Here is a 23137-nt window from a genome sequence, read left to right on the forward strand (position 1 = left end):
CCCATGGCACGCTTTTTCATCGATCGACCCATCTTTGCGTGGGTGATCGCCATCATCATCATGCTCGCCGGCGGCCTGGCCCTGTTCAAGCTGCCGGTCTCGATGTACCCCAACGTCGCACCGCCGGCGGTGGAAATCAGTGCCACCTACCCGGGTGCATCGGCCAAGGTGGTCGAGGACTCGGTGACGCAGATCATCGAGCAGAACATGAAGGGCCTTGATGGCCTGATCTACTTCTCCTCCAACAGCTCGTCCAACGGCCAGGCCACCATCACCCTGACCTTCGAGAGCGGCACCAACCCGGATATCGCCCAGGTGCAGGTGCAGAACAAGCTGCAGCTGGCCATGCCGCTGCTGCCGCAGGAAGTGCAGCGGCAGGGCATCAACGTGGCCAAGTCCAGCTCGGGCTTCCTGAACGTCATCGCGTTCGTGTCCGAGAACGGCAGCATGGACGCCAACGACATCGCCGACTACGTCGGTTCCAATGTCGTCGACCGCCTGAGCCGCGTGCCGGGCGTGGGCAACATCCAGGTGTTCGGTGGCAAGTACGCCATGCGCATCTGGCTGGACCCGAACAAGCTGCATACCTATGGCCTGTCGGTGCCGGAAGTGACCGCCGCGATCAAGGCGCAGAACGCCCAGGTGGCGATCGGCCAGCTTGGCGGTGCGCCGTCGGTGAAGGGCCAGCAGCTCAACGCCACCATCAACGCGCAGTCGCGCCTGCAGACCCCGGAACAGTTCCGAAACATCATCGTGCGCGGTGCGCAGGACGGTGCCGAGCTGCGCCTGGGTGATGTCGCCCGCGTCGAGCTGGGTGCCGAGTCCTACGACTTCGTCACCCGCTACAACGGCCAGCCGGCCAGTGGCCTGGCGGTCACCCTGGCCACCGGCGCCAACGCGCTGGATACCGCGGCCGGTGTGGATGCCGCGCTGGAAGACATGAAGGGCTTCTTCCCGGCCGGCCTGAAGGCCGAGATCCCGTACGACACCACCCCGTTCGTGCGCGTGTCGATCAAGGGCGTGGTGCAGACCCTGATCGAAGCGATCGTGCTGGTGTTCGTGGTGATGTACCTGTTCCTGCAGAACTTCCGCGCCACCCTGATCCCGACCATCGCCGTGCCGGTGGTGCTGCTGGGTACCTTCGGCGTGCTGGCGATGCTGGGCTTCTCGGTGAACATGCTGACCATGTTCGCGATGGTGCTGGCGATCGGCCTGCTGGTGGACGATGCCATCGTGGTGGTGGAGAACGTCGAGCGCATCATGTCCGAGGAAGGGCTGTCGCCGCTCGAAGCGACCCGCAAGTCGATGGGCCAGATCACCGGTGCGCTGGTGGGTATCGGCCTGGTGCTGTCGGCGGTGTTCGTGCCGATGGCCTTCATGAGCGGCTCCACCGGCGTGATCTATCGCCAGTTCTCGGCCACGATTGTCTCTGCGATGGCGTTGTCGGTGCTGGTGGCGATCGTGCTGACCCCGGCACTGTGCGCGACCATGCTCAAGCCGCTGAAGAAGGGTGAGCACCACGTCGCCCACCGTGGCCTGGCCGGTCGCTTCTTCAATGGCTTCAACCGTGGCTTCGACCGCACCAGCGAAAGCTACCAGCGCGGCGTGCGCGGCATCATCCACCGTCCGTGGCGCTTCATGGGCATCGTGGCGGCGCTGTTCGTGCTGATGGGCGTGCTGTTCGTGCGCCTGCCCAGCTCGTTCCTGCCCAATGAAGACCAGGGCGTGCTGATGGCGCTGGTGCAGGCGCCGGTCGGTGCCACCCAGGAACGCACGCTGGAATCGATCGCGGCACTGGAAAACCACTTCCTGCAGAACGAGAAGGATGCGGTGGACTCGGTGTTCTCCGTGCAGGGCTTCAGCTTCGCCGGCATGGGCCAGAACGCGGGCATGGCGTTCGTCAAGCTGAAGGACTGGAGCGAGCGTGACGCCGACAATGGCGTGATGCCGATCACCGGCCGTGCGATGGCGGCCCTGGGCCAGATCAAGGATGCCTTCATCTTCGCCTTCCCGCCGCCGGCCATTCCGGAGCTGGGGACCGCCTCGGGCTACACCTTCTTCCTGAAGGACAACAGCGGCCAGGGCCACGAGGCACTGGTGGCCGCGCGCAACCAGCTGCTCGGCCTGGCCGCAGGCAGCAAGAAGCTGGCCAACGTACGCCCGAACGGCCAGGAAGACACGCCGCAGTTCCGCATCGACATCGACGCGGCCAAGGCGACCTCGCTGGGGCTGTCGATCGATCAGATCAACGGCACGCTGGCCGCGGCGTGGGGCAGCTCGTACATAGATGACTTCGTCGATCGTGGCCGCGTCAAGCGCGTGTTCGTGCAGGCCGACCAGGCGTTCCGCATGGTGCCGGAGGACTTCGATCTCTGGTCCGTGAAGAACGACAAGGGTGAGATGGTGCCGTTCAGCGCCTTCGCTACCAAGCACTGGGATTACGGTTCGCCGCGCCTGGAACGCTACAACGGTGTGTCGGCAATGGAAATCCAGGGCGAACCGGCCCCGGGTGTCGCCTCCGGTGATGCCATGGCCGAGATCGAACAGCTGGCCAAGCAGCTGCCGGCGGGTTTCGGCATCGAATGGACGGCGATGTCCTACCAGGAACGCCAGGCCGGCTCGCAGACGCCGCTGCTGTACACGCTGTCGCTGATGATCGTGTTCCTGTGCCTGGCCGCGATGTATGAAAGCTGGAGCGTACCGACCGCGGTGCTGCTGGCGGCCCCGCTGGGTATCCTCGGCGCGGTGCTGGCCAACACCTTCAAGGGCCTGGAGCGCGACATCTACTTCCAGGTGGCGATGCTGACCACGGTGGGCCTGACCAGCAAGAACGCGATCCTGATCGTCGAGTTCGCCAAGGAAAACCTGGAAAAGGGCGCCAGCCTGATCGAGGCGATCATGCACGCCGTGCGCGACCGCCTGCGCCCGATCGTGATGACCTCGCTCGCCTTCGGCATGGGCGTGGTACCGCTGGCGATCTCCACCGGTGCCGGCTCCGGCGCCAAGCAGGCGATCGGCACCGGCGTGCTCGGCGGCATGATCGTCGGCACCGTGCTCGGCGTGTTCTTCGTGCCGTTGTTCTTCGTGGTGGTGCAGCGCGTGTTCAAGCGCAGATCCACGACGTGACCTGTAGCGGTCATGCCGGCCTCAGGCTGGCGTTATCGAAACGGTAGTGCCGGCCGCTGGCCGGCACTGCCTCCTGCCATCCGGCAGTACCGATGGAAGTGATCCCCATGAAAAGTGCATCCCTGTTCCTCTCCATTGCCGCCACGCTCGCGCTGGCCGGCTGCTCCACCCTGGCGCCGAAGAACACCGCCGTCGCTCCGGCGATTCCTGCGCAGTGGCCGGCCGAGGCCGCGCAGGGCGAGGTGGCCGATGTCGCCGCTGTCGGCTGGCGCGATTTCTTCACCGATGCGCGCCTGCAGCAGGTGATCGAGCAGTCGCTGCAGAACAACCGCGACCTGCGCGTGGCCGTGCTCAATGTCGAGCGCGCGCGTGGCCAGTACCGCGTGCAGCGCGCCGATCGCGTGCCCGGCGTGGCCGTGACCGGCCAGATGGACCGCCGTGGTACCGATGCCGGTGTCACCGAGCAGTTCAGCGCGGGCGTGGGTGTGGCCGAGTTCGAGCTGGACCTGTTCGGTCGCGTGCGCAACCTCAGCGAGGCGGCGCTGCAGCAGTACTTCGCCGTGGCTGCCAACCGCCGCAACGCGCAGCTGAGCCTGGTGGCCGAGACCGCCACCGCGTGGCTGACCTATGGGGCTGATGCGCAGCGGCTGAAGATCGCCGATGCCACGCTGAAGACCTACGAGGATTCGCTGCGCCTGGCCGAGGCCCGCCACGAACGCGGCGGCAGTTCGGCGCTGGAGCTGACCCAGACCCGTACCCTGGTCGAGACCGCACGCACCGATGCCGCGCGCCTGCGCGGCCAGCTGGCCCAGGACCGCAACGCACTGGCGCTGCTGGCCGGTGGCCAGCTCGATCCGGCACTGCTGCCGGACAGCATCGAACCGCAGCTGCTGGCGCTGGCCCCGCCGCCGGCCGGCCTGCCCAGCGACGTGCTGCTGCAGCGCCCGGACATCATGGCCGCCGAACACCAGCTGCTGGCCGCCAATGCCAACATCGGTGCGGCACGCGCAGCGTTCTTCCCGAGCATCTCGCTGACCGGCAGCATCGGCAGCGGCTCCAGCGAACTGTCCAACCTGTTCGACAGCGGCACCCGTGTGTGGAGCTTCCTGCCGAAGATCACCCTGCCGATCTTCCAGGGCGGCAGGCTGCGCGCCAACCTGGCCATCGCCAACGCGGATCGTGATATCGCACTGGCGCAGTACGAGAAGTCGATCCAGGTGGGATTCCGCGAAACGGCCGATGCGCTGGCGTTGAATGTCAGCCTGGATGAGCAGGTGAGTTCACAGCAGCGCCTGGTGGAAGCGGCCGAACAGGCCAATCGCCTGTCGCAGGCACGCTACGACGCGGGGCTGGACAGCTTTGTCACCCTGCTTGACGCGCGGCGTACCGCCTACAACGCGCAGCAGACCCAGCTGCAGGCGCAGTTGGCGCAGCAGGCCAACCGCATCACCCTGTACAAGGTGCTGGGCGGCGGCTGGCACGAGCGCGGGTAAGCAGTGCTTCTGGTAGGTGCCAACCTTGGTTGGCACGGATGCGTCAGCGCAGGCGGCTGGCCCTGTGCCAACCAAGGTTGGCACCTACCTGGAGATCGAGGGTAGTGCCGGCCGTTGGCCGGCATTGTCATTCGGGGGCCTGCTACACCGCTTCATCGTCGCGCCGCGCCGCATGGCAGGCGCGAACGCGCGCCAGCGCATCGCCGGCTTCGCGCGCCATCTGCTCGTACTCGGCGCGGATCTCTTCCAGGCGCGCTTCATCCAGTTCTTCCAGATCCAACAGTTCGTTGTTGGCTTCGGCCGTCGCCCGGATCAGCTCGTCCAGCTTGATCTGCATCGCGGCAGTATCCGCGTTCTGCGTGTGCTGGATCAGGAACACCATCAGGAAGGTGATGATGGTGGTGCCGGTGTTGATCACCAGCTGCCAGGTGTCGTTGAAACCGAACACCGGGCCACTGATGCCCCAGATCACCACGATCGCTACTGCAGCCAGGAAGGTCCACGGCGAGCCGGTGGCGGCCGCGGCCTTCTTGGCGATCGTATTGAACAGGTTGCGTGCTTTCATCGTCGTCGTCCCACTCAGGTGACGAGGATGATCGGCAGTGGCCCGTGCAGGGGTTGTGCAGCGGCGGTCAGGCGCGCATGCGCTGCAGTCGTGGCGCCTGCAGGCTGCGCACCGGGCTGCTCTGGTAGACGTGCTGCCAGCAACGGTCGACGAACTCACGGGCCTGGGCTTCGCTCAGCCGCGGCATGATCTGCAGGGCGTATTGGGTCTGGAACATCTCGTCACGTTCGGCCTCGCTGGCGCGCGGCTGGGTGATCAGCGAATCACAGGCGAACTTGATCCACGGCACGTACGAGCCGAACGAGTTGTGCGGCAGTGCGCCTTCGGCATGTTGGCGGCGCCAGTGGTCAAGCTCGGCGTCAACGTTGATGACCGGAGGAATGGTGGGGACTTCAGCGTGCATGACAATCCAGTTCGGTTGAGTGGAAAGGGAGTGGGGGTTCATCCGAGTGTGGCGTATGTGGCGGTGCATGCCGCGTCAGCGGGATGTGGAGCCTGCGTTGGCATGGCCGATCAACTGCGCATGTTCGACCGCACCGAGGTCTTCGGCCAGAGTGGCCATCGCATTGCACAGGCGTTCGTGGTCGAGCGGGTGGCGGCGGACCAGCTCCAGTTGCATGTGCTGATAGGCAGTCCAGAACGGCGCGCCGCGCCGGTGCAGCGCATATTGCTGCTGCAAGCGTTCGCGGATCGGATCGAGGATCGGGTCTGTCGTAGGGCGTACGGCGTGCGCGCACATGGCTGGCTCCGCCGGGGAAAGGGTGCCCCGGTGAACCCACCGTAGGCGTGTCAGCCGCGTGGGGTGTTACCGCAATGTGTGCGCGTGACCTGGCTGACTGTGCGCGCGGTCACGCCGATGCCCGCAAAGGCCGCCGGCACAAGGGCGCACCGGCGCTGAAGCGTTCATTAAATGTGTTGCAGGGACGAGCGCGCGTGGCTCATTCGCCGATGTCCTCGTTCCAGATGTCGGGATGACGGCTGATGAAATCGCCCAGCAGGTCCACGCATTCCTGGTTGTCCAGGTCGATCACGTTGACGCCGTTTTCGCGCAGCCAGTCGATGCCGCCCTGGAAGGTGCGCGATTCGCCCACCACCACGGTGCCGATGTTGAACTGGCGCACCAGCCCCGAGCAGTACCAGCACGGGGCCAGGGTGGTGACCATGATGGTGTCCTGGTAACGGCGCTGGCGGCCGGCCTTGCGGAAGGCGTCGGTTTCCCCATGCACCGACGGGTCGCCTTCCTGCACGCGGCGGTTGTGGCCGCAGCCGAGCAGGCGGCCGTCGTTGTGGTACAGCGCCGCGCCGATCGGCACGCCGCCCTCGGCCAGGCCCTGGCGGGCTTCGGCGATGGCGGTCTGCAGCAGGGCCTGGTAGTCGGGCGTGGTGATCATGCGGGGCTCCGGTAAGTCGTGGCCCGCCATCATACGGGCAGGGGGTGCCGCTGGCCCCCGGCGGTGCGATAATCGGGGCCATGAGCGAATCCCCCTACAAAGCCGGTACCACCCATTTCGGGTTCCGCGACGTCGCCGCCAAGGACAAGCAGAAGCTGGTCGGCCAGGTGTTCACCTCGGTCGCGCGCAACTACGACCTGATGAACGACCTGATGAGCCTGGGCGTGCACCGGGCGTGGAAGCGCTACTACGTGGCCACCGCGCAGGTGAAGCCGGGCGACCGCGTGCTCGACCTGGCCGGCGGCACCGGCGACATCGCCGCCCTGCTGAAGGAGCGCGTCGGCGCCGAGGGCTCGGTGGTGCTGGGCGACATCAACGCCGGCATGCTGTCGGTCGGCCGTGACCGCCTGACCAACCGCGGCCTCGTGCTCGGCCTGGACTACGTGCAGTGCAACGCCGAAGCCCTGCCGTTCCCGGACAACAGCTTCGATCTGGTCACCATTGCCTTCGGCCTGCGCAACGTGACCGACAAGGACGCTGGCCTGCGCGAGATGTACCGCGTGCTGAAGGTGGGCGGCCAGGCCCGCGTGCTGGAATTCTCCGAAGTCACCGCGGACTGGTTCAAGCCGATCTACGACTTCCACTCGTTCAAGATCCTGCCCAAGCTGGGCAAGCTGTTCGCCAACGATTCGGACAGCTACCAGTACCTGGCCGAGAGCATCCGCAAGCACCCGCCGCAGGACGAACTGAAGGCGATGATGGGGCAGGCCGGCTTCGAGCGCTGCCACTACAAGAACCTGACCGGCGGCATCGTCTCGATCCACTCCGGCTACAAGCTGTAAGCCCTGCTCTGGTGGGTGCCAACTTGGTTGGCACTCGCCCGCTGCGGTCATCCGCTCTGGTAGGTGCCGACCTTGGTCGGCACGGGCCTGCCGCGTGCGTTGATGGATCCGTGCCAACCAAGGTGGGCACCTGCCTGTAGATGCCAACCAAGGTTGGCACCTGCCTGTAGATGCCAACCTTGGTTGGCATGCGCCGGAGGCGCAGGAACGGCCCCGGCCTGCATTACCCCGCACCGCGCAACGCCTGCGCGGCCGGAGGGAGGTACCATTGGGGTTTGATCCCCGTAACGGTCCCGATTCATGCGTAATCCGCTGATGCTCCTTCCGCTGGCCGTGGCCCTGGCCGCCGGCTGCTCCCAGGAGGCGGCCGCGCCCGCCGCCGCCCCGACTGCCGCAAAGGCCCCCGCCGCCCCCGTGAACGCCGAGAACCGCAGCCACGACGAAAGCTCGTATGCCGAGCCGGACAAGGTCGTCATCAAGGACATCGCGCTGGATCTGAAGCTGGACTTCGACCAGAAGCAGATCGGCGGAACCGCCACCTACACCCTGGAATGGAAGCAGAAGGACGCCAGGCAGCTGGTGCTCGACACCCGCGAGCTGACCGTGTCCAAGGTCGAGGCCGTCGGTGCCGATGGCGCGCGCAGCCCGCTGCAGTTCGCGCTGGCCCCGGTCGACAAGGTGTTCGGCAGCAAGCTGACCATCGAGACCCCGGAACAGCCGGCCAAGGTGGAAGTGACCTACCACACCGCACCGACCGCCTCGGGCCTGCAGTGGCTGGCGCCGTCGATGACCGAAGGCAAGAAGCTGCCCTTCATGTTCAGCCAGTCGCAGGCCATCCACGCCCGCTCCTGGGTGCCGCTGCAGGACACCCCGAGCGTGCGTTTCACCTACAGCGCGCACGTGGTCTCGCGCCCGGACGTGATGGTGCTGATGAGCGCCGACAACGATCCGAAGGCCGCGCGTGACGGTGACTACACCTTCAAGATGCCGCAGCCGATTCCGTCCTACCTGCTGGCCATCGCCGCCGGCGACCTGGTGTTCGAGCCGATCTCCGGCCGCTCCGGCGTCTGGGCCGAGCCGACCATGGTCAACAAGGCGGCCAAGGAATTCGAAGACACCGAGAAGATGATCGGTGCCGCCGAGAAGCTCTACGGCGAATACCGCTGGGGTCGCTACGACATGCTGGTGCTGCCGCCGTCGTTCCCGTTCGGCGGCATGGAGAATCCGCGCCTGACCTTCGCCACCCCGACCGTGATCGTCGGTGACAAGTCGCTGGTCTCGCTGGTCGCCCATGAACTGGCGCACAGCTGGTCGGGCAACCTGGTGACCAACGCCAGCTGGAAGGACATCTGGCTCAATGAAGGCTTCACCACCTACGTCCAGGGCCGCATCACCGAAGCCCTGTACGGCAAGGAGATGGCCGAGATGGAGAAGCAGATCGACCAGACCGACCTGCTGGCCGAAGTGAAGGACATGAGCCCGGCCGACCAGGCGCTGGCGCTGCCGCCGCTGAACGAGCGTGACCCCGACGAAGCCCTCAGCCAGGTCGCCTACGTCAAGGGTTCGTGGTTCCTGGAATTCCTGGAGCAGCGCTTCGGCCGCGAGACCTTCGATCCGTTCCTGCGCGGCTGGTTCGATGACCATGCCTTCCAGAGCGCGAACACCGACCAGTTCGTCGCGTACATGAAGAAGAACCTGCTGCCGAAGAATCCGTCGGCCGTGACCGAGGCCGAACTGAAGGCGTGGCTGGACGAGCCGGGCATTCCGGCGTTCGCGGCCAAGGCGCAGTCGCGCAACTTCAGCAGCGTCGATACCGCGCGCATTGCCTTCGCCAGCGCCGGCACCGTGCCGAGCAGCCAGGTCATCGCCGACTGGAGCACGCAGGAATGGGTGCGCTTCATCGACGGCCTGGGTGCGACCCAGCCGCTGGACAAGCTGGCCACGCTGGACAAGGCGTTCCACTTCACCGGCACCCCGAATGGCGAGATCGCCATGCGCTGGTACCCGCTGGCGATCCGCAGCGGCTACGAGCAGGCCAATGAAGGTGCTGCCGCGTTCATCGAGCGCGTCGGCCGTCGCAAGCTGATCCTGCCGATCTACGCCGAACTGGTGAAGACCCCGAAGGGGCTGGAGCTGGCCAAGCAGGCCTTTGAAAAGGCCAAGCCGGGCTACCACCCGATCACCACGGCCTCGGTCCAAGACATGCTGGCCAAGGCTGAAGCCAAGTAACCGGTGGTGCCGGCCGCTGGCCGGCAACCGGTCACTGCTTCACCAGCTACGGCGGGGAAACCCGCCGTTGCTGTATCCGCTTTTCGCTGCCGATAGAATCGGGATGCACTCGCATAGGACCTCCGCCATGAAACGACTGATCCTGCTCACCGCCTGCACCCTGGCCCTGGCCGCCTGCAGCAACCCCGAGGAAGAGCGCAAGGCGCAGGAAGCCGCCGCGGCCGCCGTGCAGGCGCAGAAGGAAGCCAAGGCCGAGGACGTAGCCAAGCAGTACGACATGGCCGTGGCCGCGCAGGACTGGGAACGCGCGCGCCTGCATGGCGCCTCGCTGCTGGACCAGTACAAGGACACCGCCGCCGCCGAGCGCATCGCCGCGGGCTTCGACGAGGTCAAGGCCAAGGGCGATGCCGCGCGCGACCTGCGCCGCATGCAGGCGCTGTGGCAGTACAACCAGATCCCGGTGGGCAACAAGGGCAACCAGGTTTCGGCGCAGATCTACAGCAAGGAACGGGTGGACGTGGATGGCAGCGGCGCCAAGCCGGTGCAGCTGGTGTTCCGCGATCACCCGGAGTGGAAGCGGCACGCTTACCTGGTGCTGCAGGCCGGCGATTTCCGCTGCCCGCAGTGCACGGTGAAGGTGACCGTGGACGATGGCAAGCCGGTGTCGATGGCGGCCTGGCGCCCGAAGACCGATGAAGCCATCGCCCTGTTCATCACCGACCAGAAGGCGTTGTGGAAGCTGGCGCGCAAGGGCAAGTCGATCAGCATCGAGTTCCCGGTCAAGGCTGGCGGCACGCGTACGGCCGTGTTCGAGACCGGCGGTGTCGACGCCAGTCGCATGCCGCAGTGGTGGCAGTGATGATCGCGACGGGCAGCGCAGTGCACGCGTTGTCCGCGATCCGGCACTGGGTCTTCGACATGGATGGCACGCTGACCGTCGCCGTGCATGATTTCGCCGCGATCCGCCGTGCGCTGCAGATCGCGGCCGAGGAGGACATCCTGGACCATATCGCAGCGTTGCCGGATGCGCCGGCGCAGGCCAAGCGTGAGTGGCTGCTGGATCACGAACGTGTGCTGGCCGAGGAGGCGCTGCCGGCGCCGGGTGCGGTGACGCTGCTGCGTGCGCTGGCAGCCGACGGTTGCCGGCTGGGCATCCTGACCCGCAACGATCATGCGCTGGCGAAGCTGACGCTGGACGCGATCGGGGTCGGGGAACTGTTCGATGATGCCGACATCGTCGGCCGTGATGAAGCGGTGCCCAAGCCCTCGCCGGATGGCCTGCAGCAGCACCTGCGGCGCTGGGGCATTGCAGCGAGGGAGGCGGTGATGGTCGGCGACCACGCCTACGACCTGGAGTGCGGCCGCGCCGCGGGCGCCCATACCGTACTGGTCAACCTGCCGGAAAACCCGTGGCCCGGCCGTGCCGACTGGCATTTCGCCGATTGCCGCGCGCTGTTGGCGGCCTGGCAGGCCGCATGACCGTGTAGAGCCGAGCCCACGCTCGGCTGCTCTGCGGTCAGATCGCGCAGGCGCGCGCAAGCCGAGCATGGGCTCGGCTCTACAGAGCAGGCAACGTGTCGGTCGGAAGTTCCGGTAGTGCCGGCCGCCGGCCGGCAGTGTCGACCCAGGTCGACACCCACCGAGCGATGCGCGGGCAGTTCGGTTTACGCGCCCAGCGCGTAACCGAACTGCTGCTTGAACTGCTCGTTGAACTCGTCGAAGGTGAAGCGCTGGTTCTGCGTGCCTGGGTGCTCGACCTTCAGTGCGCCCATCAGGTTGCCCATGCGGCCGATGGTCAGCCAGTCGTAGCCCTTCTGGATGCCGTAGATCAGGCCGGCGCGGAAGGCGTCGCCACAGCCGGTCGGGTCGACCACGCGGCGCTCGTGCGCCGGCGGGATGTCGTAGCTCTTTTCCGGGGTGTGGATGACCGCGCCCTTCGGGCCGCGGGTGGTGATGTAGGCCTTGACCCGGCTGACGATCTCCTTTTCGTCCCAGCCGGTGCGCTCCTGCAGCAGGTTCGACTCGTAGTCGTTGACCACCACGTAGTCGGCCTGGTCGATGAAGGCGCGCAGTTCCGGGCCGTTGAACAGCGGCATGGCCTGGCCCGGGTCGAAGATGAACGGGATGCCGTCCTCGTGGAATTCCTGTGCGTTCTGGATCATGCCTTCGCGGCCGTCCGGGCCGACCAGGCCCAGGGTCACGCCCGGCACGCCGCGCACATGGTTCTCGTAGGAACGCATCATCGCGCCCGGGTGGAAAGCGGTGATCTGGTTGTTGTCGTGGTCGGTGGTGATGAACGCCTGCGGGGTGAACAGCTCATCGATAACGCGCACGCGCGACAGGTCGATGCCCAGGCCTTCGAAATACTCGCGGTACGGGCCGAAGTCCGAACCCACGGTGCCCATCGGGATCGGCTGGCCGCCCAGCAGGTGCAGGTTGTAGGCGATGTTGCCGGCGCAGCCGCCGAACTCGCGGCGCATGCGCGGCACCAGGAAGGACACGTTCAGGATGTGCACCTTGTCCGGCAGGATGTGATTCTTGAACTGGTCCGGAAACACCATGATGGTGTCGAAGGCAAGAGAACCACAGATCAGAGCGGACATCGATGTAAGCCTATGCGGTGAATTTTGGGGTGGGCCAGCCCGGTTCAGCGGGCAAGCAAACGGCGCCCTTGGGCGCCCGACGGCGCAAAGGTTACCCGCTGGTGCCGCTCAGGGCCAGAACCGGGTGATGCCCGATCAGGCCGAAAGCCTGTGAAGACGCGGGTTCAGCTAGTTTTTTCCTTGCTCGGCGGCAGGCGGGTTGCTAGGCTTGTCGGCCTCGATTTCTGCCCATTTTTTCGCCATCCCGCGGCGGGCACGACACCCCTCAGGACTCCTTCCTCAGATGTTCAAGAAACTCCGTGGCATGTTCTCCAACGACCTGTCCATCGACCTGGGCACGGCCAACACCCTCATCTACGTGCGCGGGCAGGGGATCGTGCTGAACGAGCCGTCGGTCGTGGCCGTGCGCCAGGACCGTGCCATCGGTGGCACCCGCTCGGTGGCAGCCGTGGGCGCCGAAGCCAAGCAGATGCTGGGCCGTACCCCGGGTCACATCACCACCATCCGCCCGATGAAGGACGGCGTCATCGCCGACTTCACCTACACCGAGGCGATGCTCAAGCACTTCATCAAGAAGGTGCACAAATCGCGCGTGCTGCGCCCGAGCCCGCGCGTGCTGGTCTGCGTGCCGGCCGGCTCGACCCAGGTCGAGCGCCGCGCGATCAAGGAATCGGCCGAGGAAGCCGGTGCCCGTGACGTGTTCCTGATCGAAGAACCGATGGCGGCCGCGATCGGCGCCGGCATGCCGGTCACCGAGGCCCGTGGCTCGATGGTCATCGACATCGGCGGCGGCACCACCGAAGTGGCGGTGATCTCGCTCAACGGCATCGTCTATTCGGCCTCGGTCCGCATCGGCGGCGACCGCTTCGACGAGTCGATCACCAACTACGTGCGCCGCAACCACGGCATGCTGATCGGTGAAGCCACCGCCGAGCGCATCAAGGTCGAGCTGGGCTGCGCCTACCCGCAGGCGGAAGTGATCGAGATGGAAATCTCCGGCCGCAACCTCGCCGAGGGCGTGCCGAAGATGATCAAGATCAGCTCCAACGAGGTGCTCGAGGCCCTGCACGAGCCGCTGTCGGGCATCGTCAGCGCGGTCAAGCTGGCGCTGGAGCAGACCCCGCCGGAACTGTGCGCCGACGTCGCCGAGCGCGGCATCGTGCTGACCGGTGGTGGCGCCCTGCTGCGCGACCTGGACCGCCTGATCTCCGAGGAAACCGGCCTGCACGTGCAGGTGGCCGACGATCCGCTGACCTGCGTGGCCCGCGGTGGCGGCCGTGCGCTGGAGCTGGTGGACATGCACGGCAACGAGTTCTTTGCGCCGGAATAAGCCGTCCCGGCCGTTCCTGCCTGCCGCGCCCTTCCGGGGTGCGGCCCGCCGTGATGGCGGGCCGGCACCGGCGGGGCGCCCGCGTGTTTCCCTTTCGCCTTCTGCCAGTTGAATCGTTGCCGTGCCGCCCTACGCCGGTCCTCCCGTTGCCTCCCGATCCGGTGATGCCGCCAGCCCCCTGCGGTTGCTGGCCTATCTCGCGTTGGCCATCACCCTGATCGTCCTCGATGACCAGGCCGGCTGGCTGGCGCGCCTGCGCGAGCAGGCCAACAGCCTGGTGCAGCCGGTGTGGGCGCTGGCCGGCCTGCCCGGCAAGCTCGGCAACCAGGTCAAGGATTCCGCCGCCAGCCATACCCAGCTGGTGACCGAGAATCGCGAGCTGCGCAACCAGCTGCTGCTGGCCAACGCGCGCCTGACCCGCCTGCAGACCGCCGCGCTGGACAATGCCCAGCTGCGCGAACTGCTGAACGTGGCCGAGCGCAGCGGCCTGGACGTGCAGCTGGCGCCGATCCTGGACATCGACCTGGACCCGGTGAAGCAGCGCCTGGTGCTCGACGCCGGCACCCGCGAAGGCGTGCACGTCGGCCAGGCGGTGATCGATGCCGGCGGCTTGATGGGGCAGGTGATCAGTGTCACCGGCGGCACTTCCACCGTGCTGCTGCTGACCGACCCCGACCACGCGGTGCCCGTTACCGTGGCCCGCAACGGCGTGCGCCTGATCGTCTACGGCCGCGGCGATACGCTGGAGCTGCGCGACATTCCGCTCAGCGCGGGCGTGGAAGTGGGCGATGAGATCGTTACCTCCGGCCTCGGCGGGCGTTTCCCGGCCGGCTTCCCGGTCGGCACCATCACCGGCCTGCGCCCGGACGACACCCATGCCTTCCTGGTCGGCGAACTGAAGCCGGCGGCCCAGCTCGACCGCGGCCGCGACGTGCTGCTGCTGCGCCCGGGGGCGGCGATCCGCATTCCGCCGGGACTGCGCCTGCAGCTGGAAGAAACCGCCCCGGGGGGGCCGGCCACCGGCGCCAGCGTGCCTGCGGGAGCCGCGCCAGCGGCAACGACGCCGGCTCCGGCCAGCTCCCCGGTAGTGCCGGCCGCTGGCCGGCAACAGCCCTCGTCGCAAACGAGGACTGTTGCCCCCGCATCCTCCCTTACCCCCGCGCCGTTGGCGCGCCCCCCTCAACAAGAGGGGGGCTCCACTCCAGCCGGGTCCACGGTAGTGCCGGCCGCTGGCCGGCAACCGACCACGCCGGAGGCCCAGCGATGAGCCGCCTGCGCGACAACCCGTGGGTGCTGCCGGCCAGCCTGGTGGTGGCGCTGCTGCTGGGCCTGCTGCCGTTGCCGGCGCTGCTGCAGCCGCTGCGCCCGTACTGGCTGGCGCTGGTGCTGGCGTACTGGGTCATCGAAGCCCCCGAACGCGTCGGCCTGGGCATCGCCTTCGCCAGCGGCGTGGTTGCCGACCTGCTGTACGGCGGCGTGCTGGGCGAACAGGCGCTGCGGCTGGTGATGCTGGCCTTCATCCTGCAGCGCTTCCGCGCCCGCATCCGCTTCTTCCCGATGTCCCAGCAGATGCTGGCCATCGGCGGCCTGCTGTTCAACGACCGCATCGTCAGCGCGCTGGTCCACATCGTGGTGGATGAGCCGACCCTGCCGTGGTCGTACTGGTGGGCACCGCTGCTGGGCATGGGCCTGTGGCCGCTGGTGTTCGTGCTGCTGGACGCAGTGCGCTTCGGCAAGCGCGGGCGCTGAGCCATGATCCCGCGCCGCCAGGTCAAGAACCCGCACGCCGAAGCCGAACAGTTCCGCCGCCGCGCGGCGCTGGGCTTCCTGGGCGTGCTGGTCTGCCTGCTGGGCCTGGGCGGCTGGTACTTCAAGCTGCAGGTGCTGGACCACGACGTCTATGCCACGCGCTCGGAAGCCAACCGCATCAAGCCGCGGCCGGTGGTGCCCGGGCGCGGCATGATCTACGACCGCAATGGCCGCCTGCTGGCCGAGAACGTGCCGGCCTTCCGCCTGGACGTGACCCCGGACAAGGTCAAGGACATGGACGCCACCCTGGAAGGGCTGGCGAAGATCATCAACATCAGCCCGGAAGAGCTGGAAGCGTTCAACAAGTCGCGCAAGGCGCGCCGCAAGTTCCTGCCGGTCACGCTGAAGCTGCGCATGAGCGACGAGGAGATGGCGCGCTTCGCGGTCGACCGCTGGCGCTTCCCCGGCGTCGAGCTGGAGCCCTACCTGACCCGCCGCTACCCCTACGGCGATCTGTTCGCGCACATCATCGGCTACGTTGGCCGCGTTGATGACAAGGATCTGGAGATCCTCGGCGAAGGCAATGCCGCGCTGACCCACATCGGCAAGTCCGGCCTGGAGCGTTACTACGAGCAGCAGCTGCGCGGCAAGGTCGGCTACGAGCAGGTCGAGACCAACGTGCAGGGGCGCGCGATCCGCACCATCGGCCGCGTCGCCGCGCAGTCCGGCGCCGACCTGCGGCTGTCGATCGACGCCGACCTGCAGCGCGCCATGGTGGCCGCCTTCGGCGACCAGGAAGGCTCGGCGGTGGCGATGGACCCGCGCACCGGCGAAGTGCTGGCGATGGTCAGCCTGCCGTCCTACGACCCCAACCTGTTCGTCAACGGCATCTCGCATGCCGACTTCAAGGCGCTGAACGAAAACCCGTCGCGGCCGCAGTTCAACCGCCTGGTGCTCGGTGGCGTCGCCCCCGGTTCCACGCTGAAGCCGCTGATCGGCCTGGCCGGCCTGGATTCGGGCGTTCGACGCCCGGAGGACAAGGTGCTGTCCACCGGCATGTTCTATCTGCCGGGCACCTCGCGCGGCTGGGGTGACGCCCACCGTGGCGGCCATGGCTGGACCGACCTGCGCAAGTCCATCGCCGAATCGGTCAACACCTACTACTACAAGCTGGCGCTGGACCTGGGCATCGAGCGCTTCGACCATTACATGGAGTACTACGGCTTCGGCCAGCCGACCGGCATCGACCTCACCGGCGAAATTGGCGGCATCCTGCCGTCGCCGGCCTACAAGCGGAAGAGCCGCAAGGAAGCCTGGTACCCCGGTGATACGGTCAACATCAGCATCGGCCAGGGTGACTGGAAGGTCACCCCGCTGCAGCTGGCGCGCGGCGTCAGCGGTCTGGCCGACGGCCAGCTGCGCACCCCGCACCTGGTGATCCAGCAGCGCGACGGTTTCGACAGCGACTGGTCGGCGATGCCGGCTGGCGAGAGCAAGCCGGTCAGCCCCAACCCCGCCAACGTGCAGGCCGTGCGCGAGGGCATGATGGCGACCATGCGGCCCGGCGGCAGCGGCTGGCGCGTGGCGGTGGGTGCGCCGTACGTGATGGCCGGCAAGACCGGTACCGCGCAGGTCATCAGCCGAAAGGGCACGGCGGCGGTGAATCCGAAGAGCCTGCCGATGCACCTGCGCCACCGCGCGCTGTTCGTCGGCTTCGCACCGGTGGACAACCCGGTGATCGCGATCGCGGTGGCCGTGGAAGGCGGCGGCTATGGTGGTTCGGCCGCCGCGCCGATCGCACGCAAGGTGTTCGACGCCTACCTGCTGGGCAAGATGCCCGAAGGCATGCAGCCACTGGACAGCGAGCGCGGCACCACCGCCATCGGCGCCACCGCGTTCGACAACGAAGATGCCGGCGCGCGCCAGGCTGGCGACCTCGCCGCGGCGCAGCTGGGTGAACATCCGGTGCTGGTCGGCGTGCCGGCGCCGGAACCTGTACCCGCACCGCAGCCGGGTACGCCGCCCGCCGCCGCGTTGCCCGCCACGCCACGCCCGACCGTCGCGGAGCCCGTACGATGAGAGTGTTCCTGCGCTGGGCCGGCGACATGCTGCGCCGCTTCTTCAGCACGCTGGACTGGGTGCTGTGCCTGGCCCTGGGGACGCTGATGGTGATCGGCCTGGCCACCCTGAAGAGCGCCGGTGGCGACAGCCTAGTGATGGCCCAGGGCGCGCGCTTCGCCGTGGGCATGGCCGCGCTGTGGGGCATCTCGCGGGTGCCGATCCTGCGCATCCGCTCGGCTACGCCGATGATCTACGCGATCTCGATGATCCCGTTGCTGGCGGTGTTCGTGCTGGGCACCGGCAAGTACGGCCGGCAGTGGCTGGACCTGAAGTTCTTCTACCTGCAGCCGGCCGAGCTGCTGAAGGTCAGCCTGCCGATGATGGTGGCCTGGTACCTGCACAAGATGCCGCTGCCGCCGCGCTTCAACACCGTGCTCGTGGCCCTGGTCATCATCGGCGTGCCCACCGGCCTGGTGATGCTGCAGCCGGACTTCGGTACTGGTGTGCTGATCGCTGCCAGTGGCGTGTTCGTGCTGTTGTTGGCCGGCCTGCCGTGGTGGTGGGTCGGCCTGGGTGTGGGTGGCGTGGCCGCGGTCGCGCCGGTGGCCTGGTTCTGGTTGCTGCGGCCGTACCAGAAGGACCGCATCATGATGTTCCTGGACCCGGAGATGGATGCGCTGGGGGCCGGGTGGAACATCATCCAGTCGAAGATCGCGATCGGTTCCGGCGGCTTCGATGGCAAGGGCTGGGGCGAGGGCTCGCAGTCGCACCTGAACTTCATTCCCGAACAGACCACCGACTTCGCGTTCTCGGTGCTGAGCGAGGAGTTCGGCTGGATCGGCGTGGCCACCGTGCTGGCGCTGTACCTGGTGGTGATCGGGCGCTGCCTGTGGATCGCCAGCCAGTCGCGCGATTCGTATTCGCGCCTGCTGGCCGGCGCCACCGGCCTGGCGTTCTTCGTCTATGTGCTGGTGAACGGCGGGATGATTTCCGGTCTGCTGCCGGTGGTGGGCGTGCCGATGCCGCTGATCAGCTACGGCGGTACCTCGGCGGTGTCACTGCTGGCCGGCTTCGGATTGGTGATGGCGGTGCGCAGTCACAACCCGGTGCACGGCGGCTACGGCTGAGTACGGCGTCGGGGTCAGATCCCTTTTTCCACAGGGAAAAGGGATCTGACCCCACAGCCCGGCTACGGAGATCAGAAGCACCCTGACAGCTTCACGCAAGCGCCCGTTGCTAGCGTGCTGTGCGTGGAATGGAAACGACTGTTTGGCGGCTGCCGTGAGGCAGTGCGCACGATCGATCTGCCGTTGCTGGTCGCATTGCTGATCCTGATGGGCGCGGGCCTGGCGGTGCTGCACAGTGTGTCCGGGCCGGTGGCCGGGCAGGCGGCGCGCTTTGCGGGTGGACTGCTGGCGATGTGGCTGCTGTCACGTGTTTCGCTGCTGCGCCTGCGCGCGTGGACACCAGCGTTGTACGCGCTGTCGATGCTGCCGCTGATGGCGGTGTATGTGATCGGCACCGGCAAATATGGGCAGCGCTGGCTCAACCTCGGCGTGTTCTACCTGCAACCGTCGGAGCTGCTCAAGCTCAGCCTGCCGTTGATGATGGCCTGGTACCTGCACCGGCAACCGCTGCCGCCGTCGCCGCGCACGGTACTGACCGCCGCGGTGCTGATCGGCGCGCCGGCGGTGTTGATCCTGATGCAGCCCAACCTCGGCACCGCCACGCTGGTCACCGCCAGCGGCGTGTTCGCGTTGTTGCTGGCGGGCCTGCACTGGGGCTGGGTGGCGACCGGCGCGGCGGGGCTGGCAGTGGCCGCGCCGCTGGCGTGGTTCGGTCTGCTGCGTCAGTACCAGAAGGATCGTGTGTTGACCTTCCTCGACCCGGCGGCCGACCCCCTGGGCACCGGCTGGAACATCCTGCAGTCACGCATCGCGATCGGCTCCGGGGGATGGCAGGGACGCGGCTGGGGGCAGGGCACCCAGGCCACGCTGGATTTCCTCCCCGAATACACCACCGACTTCGCGTTTTCGGTGCTGGCCGAAGAGTTCGGCTGGATCGGCGTGGCGACGCTGTTCGCGCTGTACCTGTTCGTGGTCGGGCGTTGCCTGTGGATTGCCGTGCACGCGCGCGACACGCATGCACGGTTGCTGGCCGGCAGCCTGGGGCTGGCGTTCTTCGTCTACGTGCTGGTGAACGGCGGAATGATTTCCGGCCTGCTGCCGGTGGTGGGCATTCCGATGCCGCTGATCAGCTACGGCGGGACATCGGCGGTTTCGCTGTTGGCCGGCATCGGGTTGGTGATGGCGGTACGCGGGCACCGGCCCGTGCACGGGGGATAGGGTTTCCGGCCAACGGCGCAGCCCCTCGTGGGTGGTCGCGAAAAGCAGTTAACGGGTGAGGCCAGGTAGATGGGCTGCGCAGGGGCCGCTGCAAGTACGTCCATGTAAGCTCGGTCGCCGCATCCATGCGGCTCACGCCCCTGCGCAGCCCATCTACCCGGCCACGGACAGGTTCCGTGCGCGTCTACCCACGGAGAAGAAAGAGAAGATCAAAAGCAAAAGCGGCCTGGCGGGTCGCTTCATTGCCTTGCGTGGAGCCGAGCCATGCTCGGCTCACAAGCAAGCGCAGCGCCGCGACCCGCTTTTGATTTTCTCTTTCTTCTCCGTGAGTGGCAGACCGCCAAAATCTGTCAGAGGCCGGTCGGGTTGGGTACGCGGGGGTGTCAGCCGCATGGATGCGGCTGCCAAGCCTCCAGGGACGGATTCACGGCGTCCCCCGCGTACCCAACCCGACCGGCCCACCCGCGGCTTCTGCTTTCCGCGACCACCCAGACACCACCCACGAGGGGCTGCGCCGTTGGCTGGAAACTTCCTGACTGCGCAACGCCCGTTGTGTAAGCGTTCTCACACCGATGCACGACAGCACGCCCGCTGACGAAAGTCCGCAAAAAACGTTAGCTGGTTCACACTTTTACACCGCGTTGATCTTGATCAATGGACTTGTCGTAATCGGCCTGCACAATGGCGGCCCGTTCGGCACGGCGCGCCGTCAATCGTTGCAGCGCGAGGGGGCGTCGGGCGGGAAGCAGTACTGATCCAACGGGTACAGGGAGCGCGGGGTACTGCCACTGGGGAGCGGCAGCCGCGCAGGTACCGACCGGATCCGGTCGCCGGTTGCGTCTGCGGGGATGGGGACGCAACCGGCAACCTCTATCTGAATGGGGAAGGGCGATCACGATGTCTTCACATTTCCCGCTGGTCGCAGGCAAATCGTTGTGATTCATGGTGTTAGGGGTTTTAATTCATCCATGACCTGCTAACCTGCGACGATGATTCGACGCACTCTGGCCTGCATGCTCACCCTCGGCCTGGTCGCCTGCGCGACCCAGCCGAAGTCCCCACCGTCTTCGCCCCAGGCCAGCAGTACGCCGCGCCAGCCCGCCGCCAAGGCCCATGGCCCGGCCGAGGCCGCGCCTGAAGCCACCGCCGCCACCGCGGCGCCTGTCGATCTCACCCCGGTGCCGTTCGAGGTCGCACGGGCCCGCTTCATTGCCGATACCGCCAAGCGCTATGGCCTGAAGCCGGAGCAGATCAGCAGCGTGCTCGACCAGGCGCAGGTGCGCCAGCCGATCATCGCCGCGATGTCGCGCCCGGCCGAACGGGTCAAGCCGTGGAATGAGTACCGGCCGATGTTCATCAGCAAGGCGCGCATCGATGGCGGCCGCGCGTTCCTGGCCGAACACCGCGCCGAACTGGATCGCGTGCAGCAGCGCACCGGCGTGCCGGCCGAAGTGATCGTCGCGATCATCGGTGTGGAAACCAGCTACGGCAGGAATGCTGGCAGCCATCGCGTGCTCGATGCGCTGTACACGCTGGCGTTCTATTACCCGCGCAGCGGCGACCCGACCAAGCTGGAACGCGAAGTGCGCCGCGAGCTGTTCTTCCGCGATGAGCTGGCCAAGCTGTTCGAGTTGGGCCACGAAGAGAAACTGGATATCACCACGCTCAAGGGCAGTTATGCCGGTGCGATGGGCATGGGCCAGTTCATGCCGTCCAGCTATCTCGACTACGCCGTGGACGGAAACGGTGATGGCCGCCGCGACCTGTTCACCAGCTACGACGACGTGTTCTCGTCCATCGCCAACTACTTCGTGAAGAAGGGCGGCTGGGTGCGTGGCGGGCAGGTGGCCGTGCCGGCCACGCTGGCGCCGGGCCGCGAGGAGTTCAATCCGACCGAATGGATGCCGACCTGGACGATGGCCGACCTGGCGCAGCGCGGCTACCAGCCGGGCGCGCCGGTGCAGCCGGGCGCCACCGCCACGCCGATCACGCTTGAAGGCAGCACCGGCAAGCAGTACTGGCTGGGCTTCCAGAACTACTACGCGATCACCCGCTACAACCTCTCGAAGATGTACGCGATGGCCGTGTTCCAGTTGTCCCAGGCCATCGCCGGACAGGAGCTGCCCCCGGCATGAACATCAGATGGCTGGTCCCAGGCTTGATCGTCCTCGCGCTGGCTGCCTGCAGCAGCGCGCCGAAGAAGCCGGCCACGGCCGGCCATGGTGGCAAGTCCGGCGGCACGCTGGTGCAGGGGCGTGGCTCGCGCCCGGCACACTGCCCGGAAGGGTCACCGTACGCGGCGGCCAAGGAAGACCTGAGCACCCGCGGCAACTACACTGCCGGTGGCCTGTACAAGCCGGGCGTGCGTGACAGCACGCCGGATTACATTCCCAACGTGGCCTGCATTCCCGAGCCGGAAGTGACCGCCGAGGAGCGCTCGGCGATCGGCAACAAGTCGCCGTACGTGGTGCTGGGCAAGTCGTACAAGGTGCTCGACGATACCCACGACTATGTCGAGCGCGGTACCGCGTCGTACTACGGCGCCAAGTTCCATGGCCGCCTGACCTCCAACCGCGAGGTCTACGACATGTACCAGTTCACCGCCGCGCACAAGACGCTGCCGCTGCCCAGCTTCGCCCGCGTGACCAACCTCGACAATGGCGAGTCGGTGATCGTGCGCGTCAACGACCGCGGCCCGTTCCACGATGGTCGCGTGGTCGATCTCAGTTATGCCGCCGCCGTGCGCCTGGGCATCACCCAGCGCGGTACCGGCAACGTGGAAGTGCGCGCGCTGCAGCCGGGCGAGAGCAACCTGCTGGCGCAGAAGCCGTCCCGCCGCGAGCGTCGTGCCGCCGAAGCGGCAGCTGCGGTGGCCAGTGCACGCCCGGCAGCGACCGCGCGCGCCACTGCCGACAGCGATATCGATCGCCTGGTCAAGCGCCTGCCGGCCGATGGCATGCCGGCACGCGGCCAGCCGGCCACCACCCAGGGCGTGGCCAGCACCGTGCCGGACGTGGCGGTCAGCAGCCTGCCGCCGAGTGCACCGCTGCGCAACACCGCACCGGCGCCGGTTGCAGTCGCCAGCGCCGCGCCGCGCGCCGTCGCGCCGGCACCCGTGCGCACCGTCGCCGCCACGCCGGCGGCACCCAGCCTGTCGCAGCAGGTGGTGGGCGCGGTGATGGTGCAGGTCGCCAGCTTCTCCAGTCGCGACAACGCCAACCGCGCGATGGGCCAGCTCAACGCTGCCGGCATCGTCGGCGCGACCATCAGCGACATCGCCGCCGGTGGCCGCACCCTGTTCCGTCTGCGCGTTCCTGCCACCGACCATGCCAGTGCCGCGGAACTTGCCGGCCGCATCGCCGGTCTGGGCCTGGGTTCGCCGCAGATCGTCAAGGATTGATCC

General features: G+C 67.3%; 20 protein-coding genes. 14 read left to right on the forward strand and 6 right to left on the reverse strand.

The window, feature by feature from the left end; translation table 11 throughout:
- Nucleotides 1-3 precede the first annotated feature (3 nt).
- The gene (gene smeE, locus AC5P98_RS08600; RefSeq protein ID WP_049406050.1) at nt 4-3126 is read left to right on the forward strand and encodes a multidrug efflux RND transporter permease subunit SmeE; all 3123 of its coding nucleotides are present in this window, start codon (nt 4-6) and stop codon (nt 3124-3126) included.
- Nucleotides 3127-3218: 92 nt separating this feature from the next.
- Complete coding sequence (gene smeF, locus AC5P98_RS08605; protein ID WP_141098919.1) at nt 3219-4619, forward strand: multidrug efflux RND transporter outer membrane subunit SmeF; 1401 nt, start codon at nt 3219-3221, stop codon at nt 4617-4619.
- Nucleotides 4620-4761: 142 nt separating this feature from the next.
- Here smeF and AC5P98_RS08610 read toward each other — a convergent pair whose 3' ends face one another.
- From AC5P98_RS08610 to AC5P98_RS08625, 4 genes are all read right to left on the reverse strand, one after another.
- Nucleotides 4762-5184, reverse strand: coding sequence for a low affinity iron permease family protein (locus AC5P98_RS08610; RefSeq protein WP_032961193.1), 423 nt, complete (start codon nt 5182-5184; stop codon nt 4762-4764).
- A gap of 67 nt (nt 5185-5251) precedes the next feature.
- Nucleotides 5252-5587, reverse strand: a complete 336-nt coding sequence (locus tag AC5P98_RS08615; RefSeq protein ID WP_005411085.1) for a hypothetical protein — start codon at nt 5585-5587, stop codon at nt 5252-5254.
- A 75-nt stretch (nt 5588-5662) separates the two neighbouring features.
- Nucleotides 5663-5923 carry a hypothetical protein gene (locus AC5P98_RS08620; protein ID WP_014648454.1) on the reverse strand — a complete coding sequence of 87 codons (261 nt, stop codon included), beginning with the start codon at nt 5921-5923 and terminating at the stop codon, nt 5663-5665.
- 199 nt (nt 5924-6122) lie between these two features.
- The gene (locus AC5P98_RS08625) at nt 6123-6575 is read right to left on the reverse strand and encodes a nucleoside deaminase (RefSeq protein WP_005419409.1); all 453 of its coding nucleotides are present in this window, start codon (nt 6573-6575) and stop codon (nt 6123-6125) included.
- 80 nt (nt 6576-6655) lie between these two features.
- On the opposite strand from AC5P98_RS08625, the gene ubiE reads away from it, so the two are divergent.
- From ubiE to AC5P98_RS08645, 4 genes are all read left to right on the forward strand, one after another.
- A complete protein-coding gene (gene ubiE, locus AC5P98_RS08630; RefSeq protein WP_005411082.1) occupies nt 6656-7417 on the forward strand; it encodes a bifunctional demethylmenaquinone methyltransferase/2-methoxy-6-polyprenyl-1,4-benzoquinol methylase UbiE in 762 nt (253 codons plus the stop codon).
- A gap of 300 nt (nt 7418-7717) precedes the next feature.
- Entirely contained in the window at nt 7718-9646 is a 1929-nt protein-coding gene (locus AC5P98_RS08635; RefSeq protein ID WP_041863838.1) for a M1 family metallopeptidase, read from the forward strand.
- Between the two features lie 127 nt (nt 9647-9773).
- The gene (locus AC5P98_RS08640; protein ID WP_008265071.1) at nt 9774-10505 is read left to right on the forward strand and encodes a hypothetical protein; all 732 of its coding nucleotides are present in this window, start codon (nt 9774-9776) and stop codon (nt 10503-10505) included.
- Nucleotides 10505-11125: an HAD family hydrolase gene (locus AC5P98_RS08645; RefSeq protein WP_049406055.1), complete on the forward strand. Its 621-nt coding sequence runs from the start codon at nt 10505-10507 to the stop codon at nt 11123-11125. The genes AC5P98_RS08640 and AC5P98_RS08645 overlap by 1 nt, the downstream gene beginning before the upstream one ends.
- Nucleotides 11126-11310: 185 nt before the next feature.
- Here the strand turns inward: AC5P98_RS08645 and AC5P98_RS08650 are convergent, their stop codons facing one another.
- On the reverse strand, nt 11311-12249 hold the full coding sequence (locus AC5P98_RS08650) for a carbohydrate kinase family protein (RefSeq protein ID WP_005411078.1): 939 nt from the start codon (nt 12247-12249) through the stop codon (nt 11311-11313).
- 283 nt (nt 12250-12532) lie between these two features.
- Here AC5P98_RS08650 and AC5P98_RS08655 point away from each other — a divergent pair, with 283 nt between their 5' ends.
- From AC5P98_RS08655 to rodA (AC5P98_RS08680), 6 genes are all read left to right on the forward strand, one after another.
- Nucleotides 12533-13579: a rod shape-determining protein gene (locus AC5P98_RS08655; RefSeq protein WP_005419402.1), complete on the forward strand. Its 1047-nt coding sequence runs from the start codon at nt 12533-12535 to the stop codon at nt 13577-13579.
- A gap of 121 nt (nt 13580-13700) precedes the next feature.
- On the forward strand, nt 13701-14846 hold the full coding sequence (gene mreC / locus AC5P98_RS08660; protein WP_049406769.1) for a rod shape-determining protein MreC: 1146 nt from the start codon (nt 13701-13703) through the stop codon (nt 14844-14846).
- The gene (gene mreD, locus AC5P98_RS08665; protein WP_005419400.1) at nt 14843-15328 is read left to right on the forward strand and encodes a rod shape-determining protein MreD; all 486 of its coding nucleotides are present in this window, start codon (nt 14843-14845) and stop codon (nt 15326-15328) included. The genes mreC and mreD overlap by 4 nt, the downstream gene beginning before the upstream one ends.
- A gap of 3 nt (nt 15329-15331) precedes the next feature.
- Entirely contained in the window at nt 15332-17407 is a 2076-nt protein-coding gene (gene mrdA, locus AC5P98_RS08670; protein ID WP_049406766.1) for a penicillin-binding protein 2, read from the forward strand.
- On the forward strand, nt 17404-18516 hold the full coding sequence (gene rodA / locus AC5P98_RS08675) for a rod shape-determining protein RodA (protein ID WP_014648447.1): 1113 nt from the start codon (nt 17404-17406) through the stop codon (nt 18514-18516). The genes mrdA and rodA (AC5P98_RS08675) overlap by 4 nt, the downstream gene beginning before the upstream one ends.
- 123 nt (nt 18517-18639) lie before the next feature.
- Nucleotides 18640-19734 (forward strand): rod shape-determining protein RodA, encoded by a 1095-nt coding sequence (gene rodA, locus AC5P98_RS08680; RefSeq protein ID WP_049406772.1) that lies wholly within the window; start codon nt 18640-18642, stop codon nt 19732-19734.
- A gap of 623 nt (nt 19735-20357) precedes the next feature.
- On the opposite strand, the gene AC5P98_RS08685 is transcribed toward rodA (AC5P98_RS08680), so the two are convergent.
- Nucleotides 20358-20678, reverse strand: a complete 321-nt coding sequence (locus AC5P98_RS08685) for a DUF8588 domain-containing protein (RefSeq protein WP_425603907.1) — start codon at nt 20676-20678, stop codon at nt 20358-20360.
- Nucleotides 20679-20723: 45 nt separating this feature from the next.
- On the opposite strand from AC5P98_RS08685, the gene mltB reads away from it, so the two are divergent.
- A complete protein-coding gene (gene mltB, locus AC5P98_RS08690; protein WP_049408079.1) occupies nt 20724-21869 on the forward strand; it encodes a lytic murein transglycosylase B in 1146 nt (381 codons plus the stop codon).
- On the forward strand, nt 21866-23134 hold the full coding sequence (locus tag AC5P98_RS08695; protein WP_049408081.1) for a septal ring lytic transglycosylase RlpA family protein: 1269 nt from the start codon (nt 21866-21868) through the stop codon (nt 23132-23134). Before mltB ends, AC5P98_RS08695 begins: the two co-directional genes overlap by 4 nt.
- Nucleotides 23135-23137: the final 3 nt, after the last annotated feature.

This window comes from Stenotrophomonas sp. YJH_SMC_135 (assembly GCF_059372355.1).

Coding starts and splice junctions, on each gene's coding strand:
- AC5P98_RS08610 (WP_032961193.1), bottom strand. CDS start 5,184: ATGAAAGCACGCAACCTGTTCAATACGATCGCCAAGAAGGCCGCGGCC.
- mreD (WP_005419400.1), top strand. CDS start 14,843: ATGAGCCGCCTGCGCGACAACCCGTGGGTGCTGCCGGCCAGCCTGGTG.
- AC5P98_RS08625 (WP_005419409.1), bottom strand. CDS start 6,575: ATGATCACCACGCCCGACTACCAGGCCCTGCTGCAGACCGCCATCGCC.
- AC5P98_RS08650 (WP_005411078.1), bottom strand. CDS start 12,249: ATGTCCGCTCTGATCTGTGGTTCTCTTGCCTTCGACACCATCATGGTG.
- AC5P98_RS08685 (WP_425603907.1), bottom strand. CDS start 20,678: ATGAATCACAACGATTTGCCTGCGACCAGCGGGAAATGTGAAGACATC.
- smeE (WP_049406050.1), top strand. CDS start 4: ATGGCACGCTTTTTCATCGATCGACCCATCTTTGCGTGGGTGATCGCC.
- AC5P98_RS08615 (WP_005411085.1), bottom strand. CDS start 5,587: ATGCACGCTGAAGTCCCCACCATTCCTCCGGTCATCAACGTTGACGCC.
- ubiE (WP_005411082.1), top strand. CDS start 6,656: ATGAGCGAATCCCCCTACAAAGCCGGTACCACCCATTTCGGGTTCCGC.
- rodA (WP_014648447.1), top strand. CDS start 17,404: ATGAGAGTGTTCCTGCGCTGGGCCGGCGACATGCTGCGCCGCTTCTTC.
- smeF (WP_141098919.1), top strand. CDS start 3,219: ATGGAAGTGATCCCCATGAAAAGTGCATCCCTGTTCCTCTCCATTGCC.
- AC5P98_RS08635 (WP_041863838.1), top strand. CDS start 7,718: ATGCGTAATCCGCTGATGCTCCTTCCGCTGGCCGTGGCCCTGGCCGCC.
- AC5P98_RS08620 (WP_014648454.1), bottom strand. CDS start 5,923: ATGTGCGCGCACGCCGTACGCCCTACGACAGACCCGATCCTCGATCCG.
- AC5P98_RS08645 (WP_049406055.1), top strand. CDS start 10,505: ATGATCGCGACGGGCAGCGCAGTGCACGCGTTGTCCGCGATCCGGCAC.
- AC5P98_RS08640 (WP_008265071.1), top strand. CDS start 9,774: ATGAAACGACTGATCCTGCTCACCGCCTGCACCCTGGCCCTGGCCGCC.
- AC5P98_RS08695 (WP_049408081.1), top strand. CDS start 21,866: ATGAACATCAGATGGCTGGTCCCAGGCTTGATCGTCCTCGCGCTGGCT.
- mrdA (WP_049406766.1), top strand. CDS start 15,332: ATGATCCCGCGCCGCCAGGTCAAGAACCCGCACGCCGAAGCCGAACAG.
- mltB (WP_049408079.1), top strand. CDS start 20,724: ATGATTCGACGCACTCTGGCCTGCATGCTCACCCTCGGCCTGGTCGCC.
- AC5P98_RS08655 (WP_005419402.1), top strand. CDS start 12,533: ATGTTCAAGAAACTCCGTGGCATGTTCTCCAACGACCTGTCCATCGAC.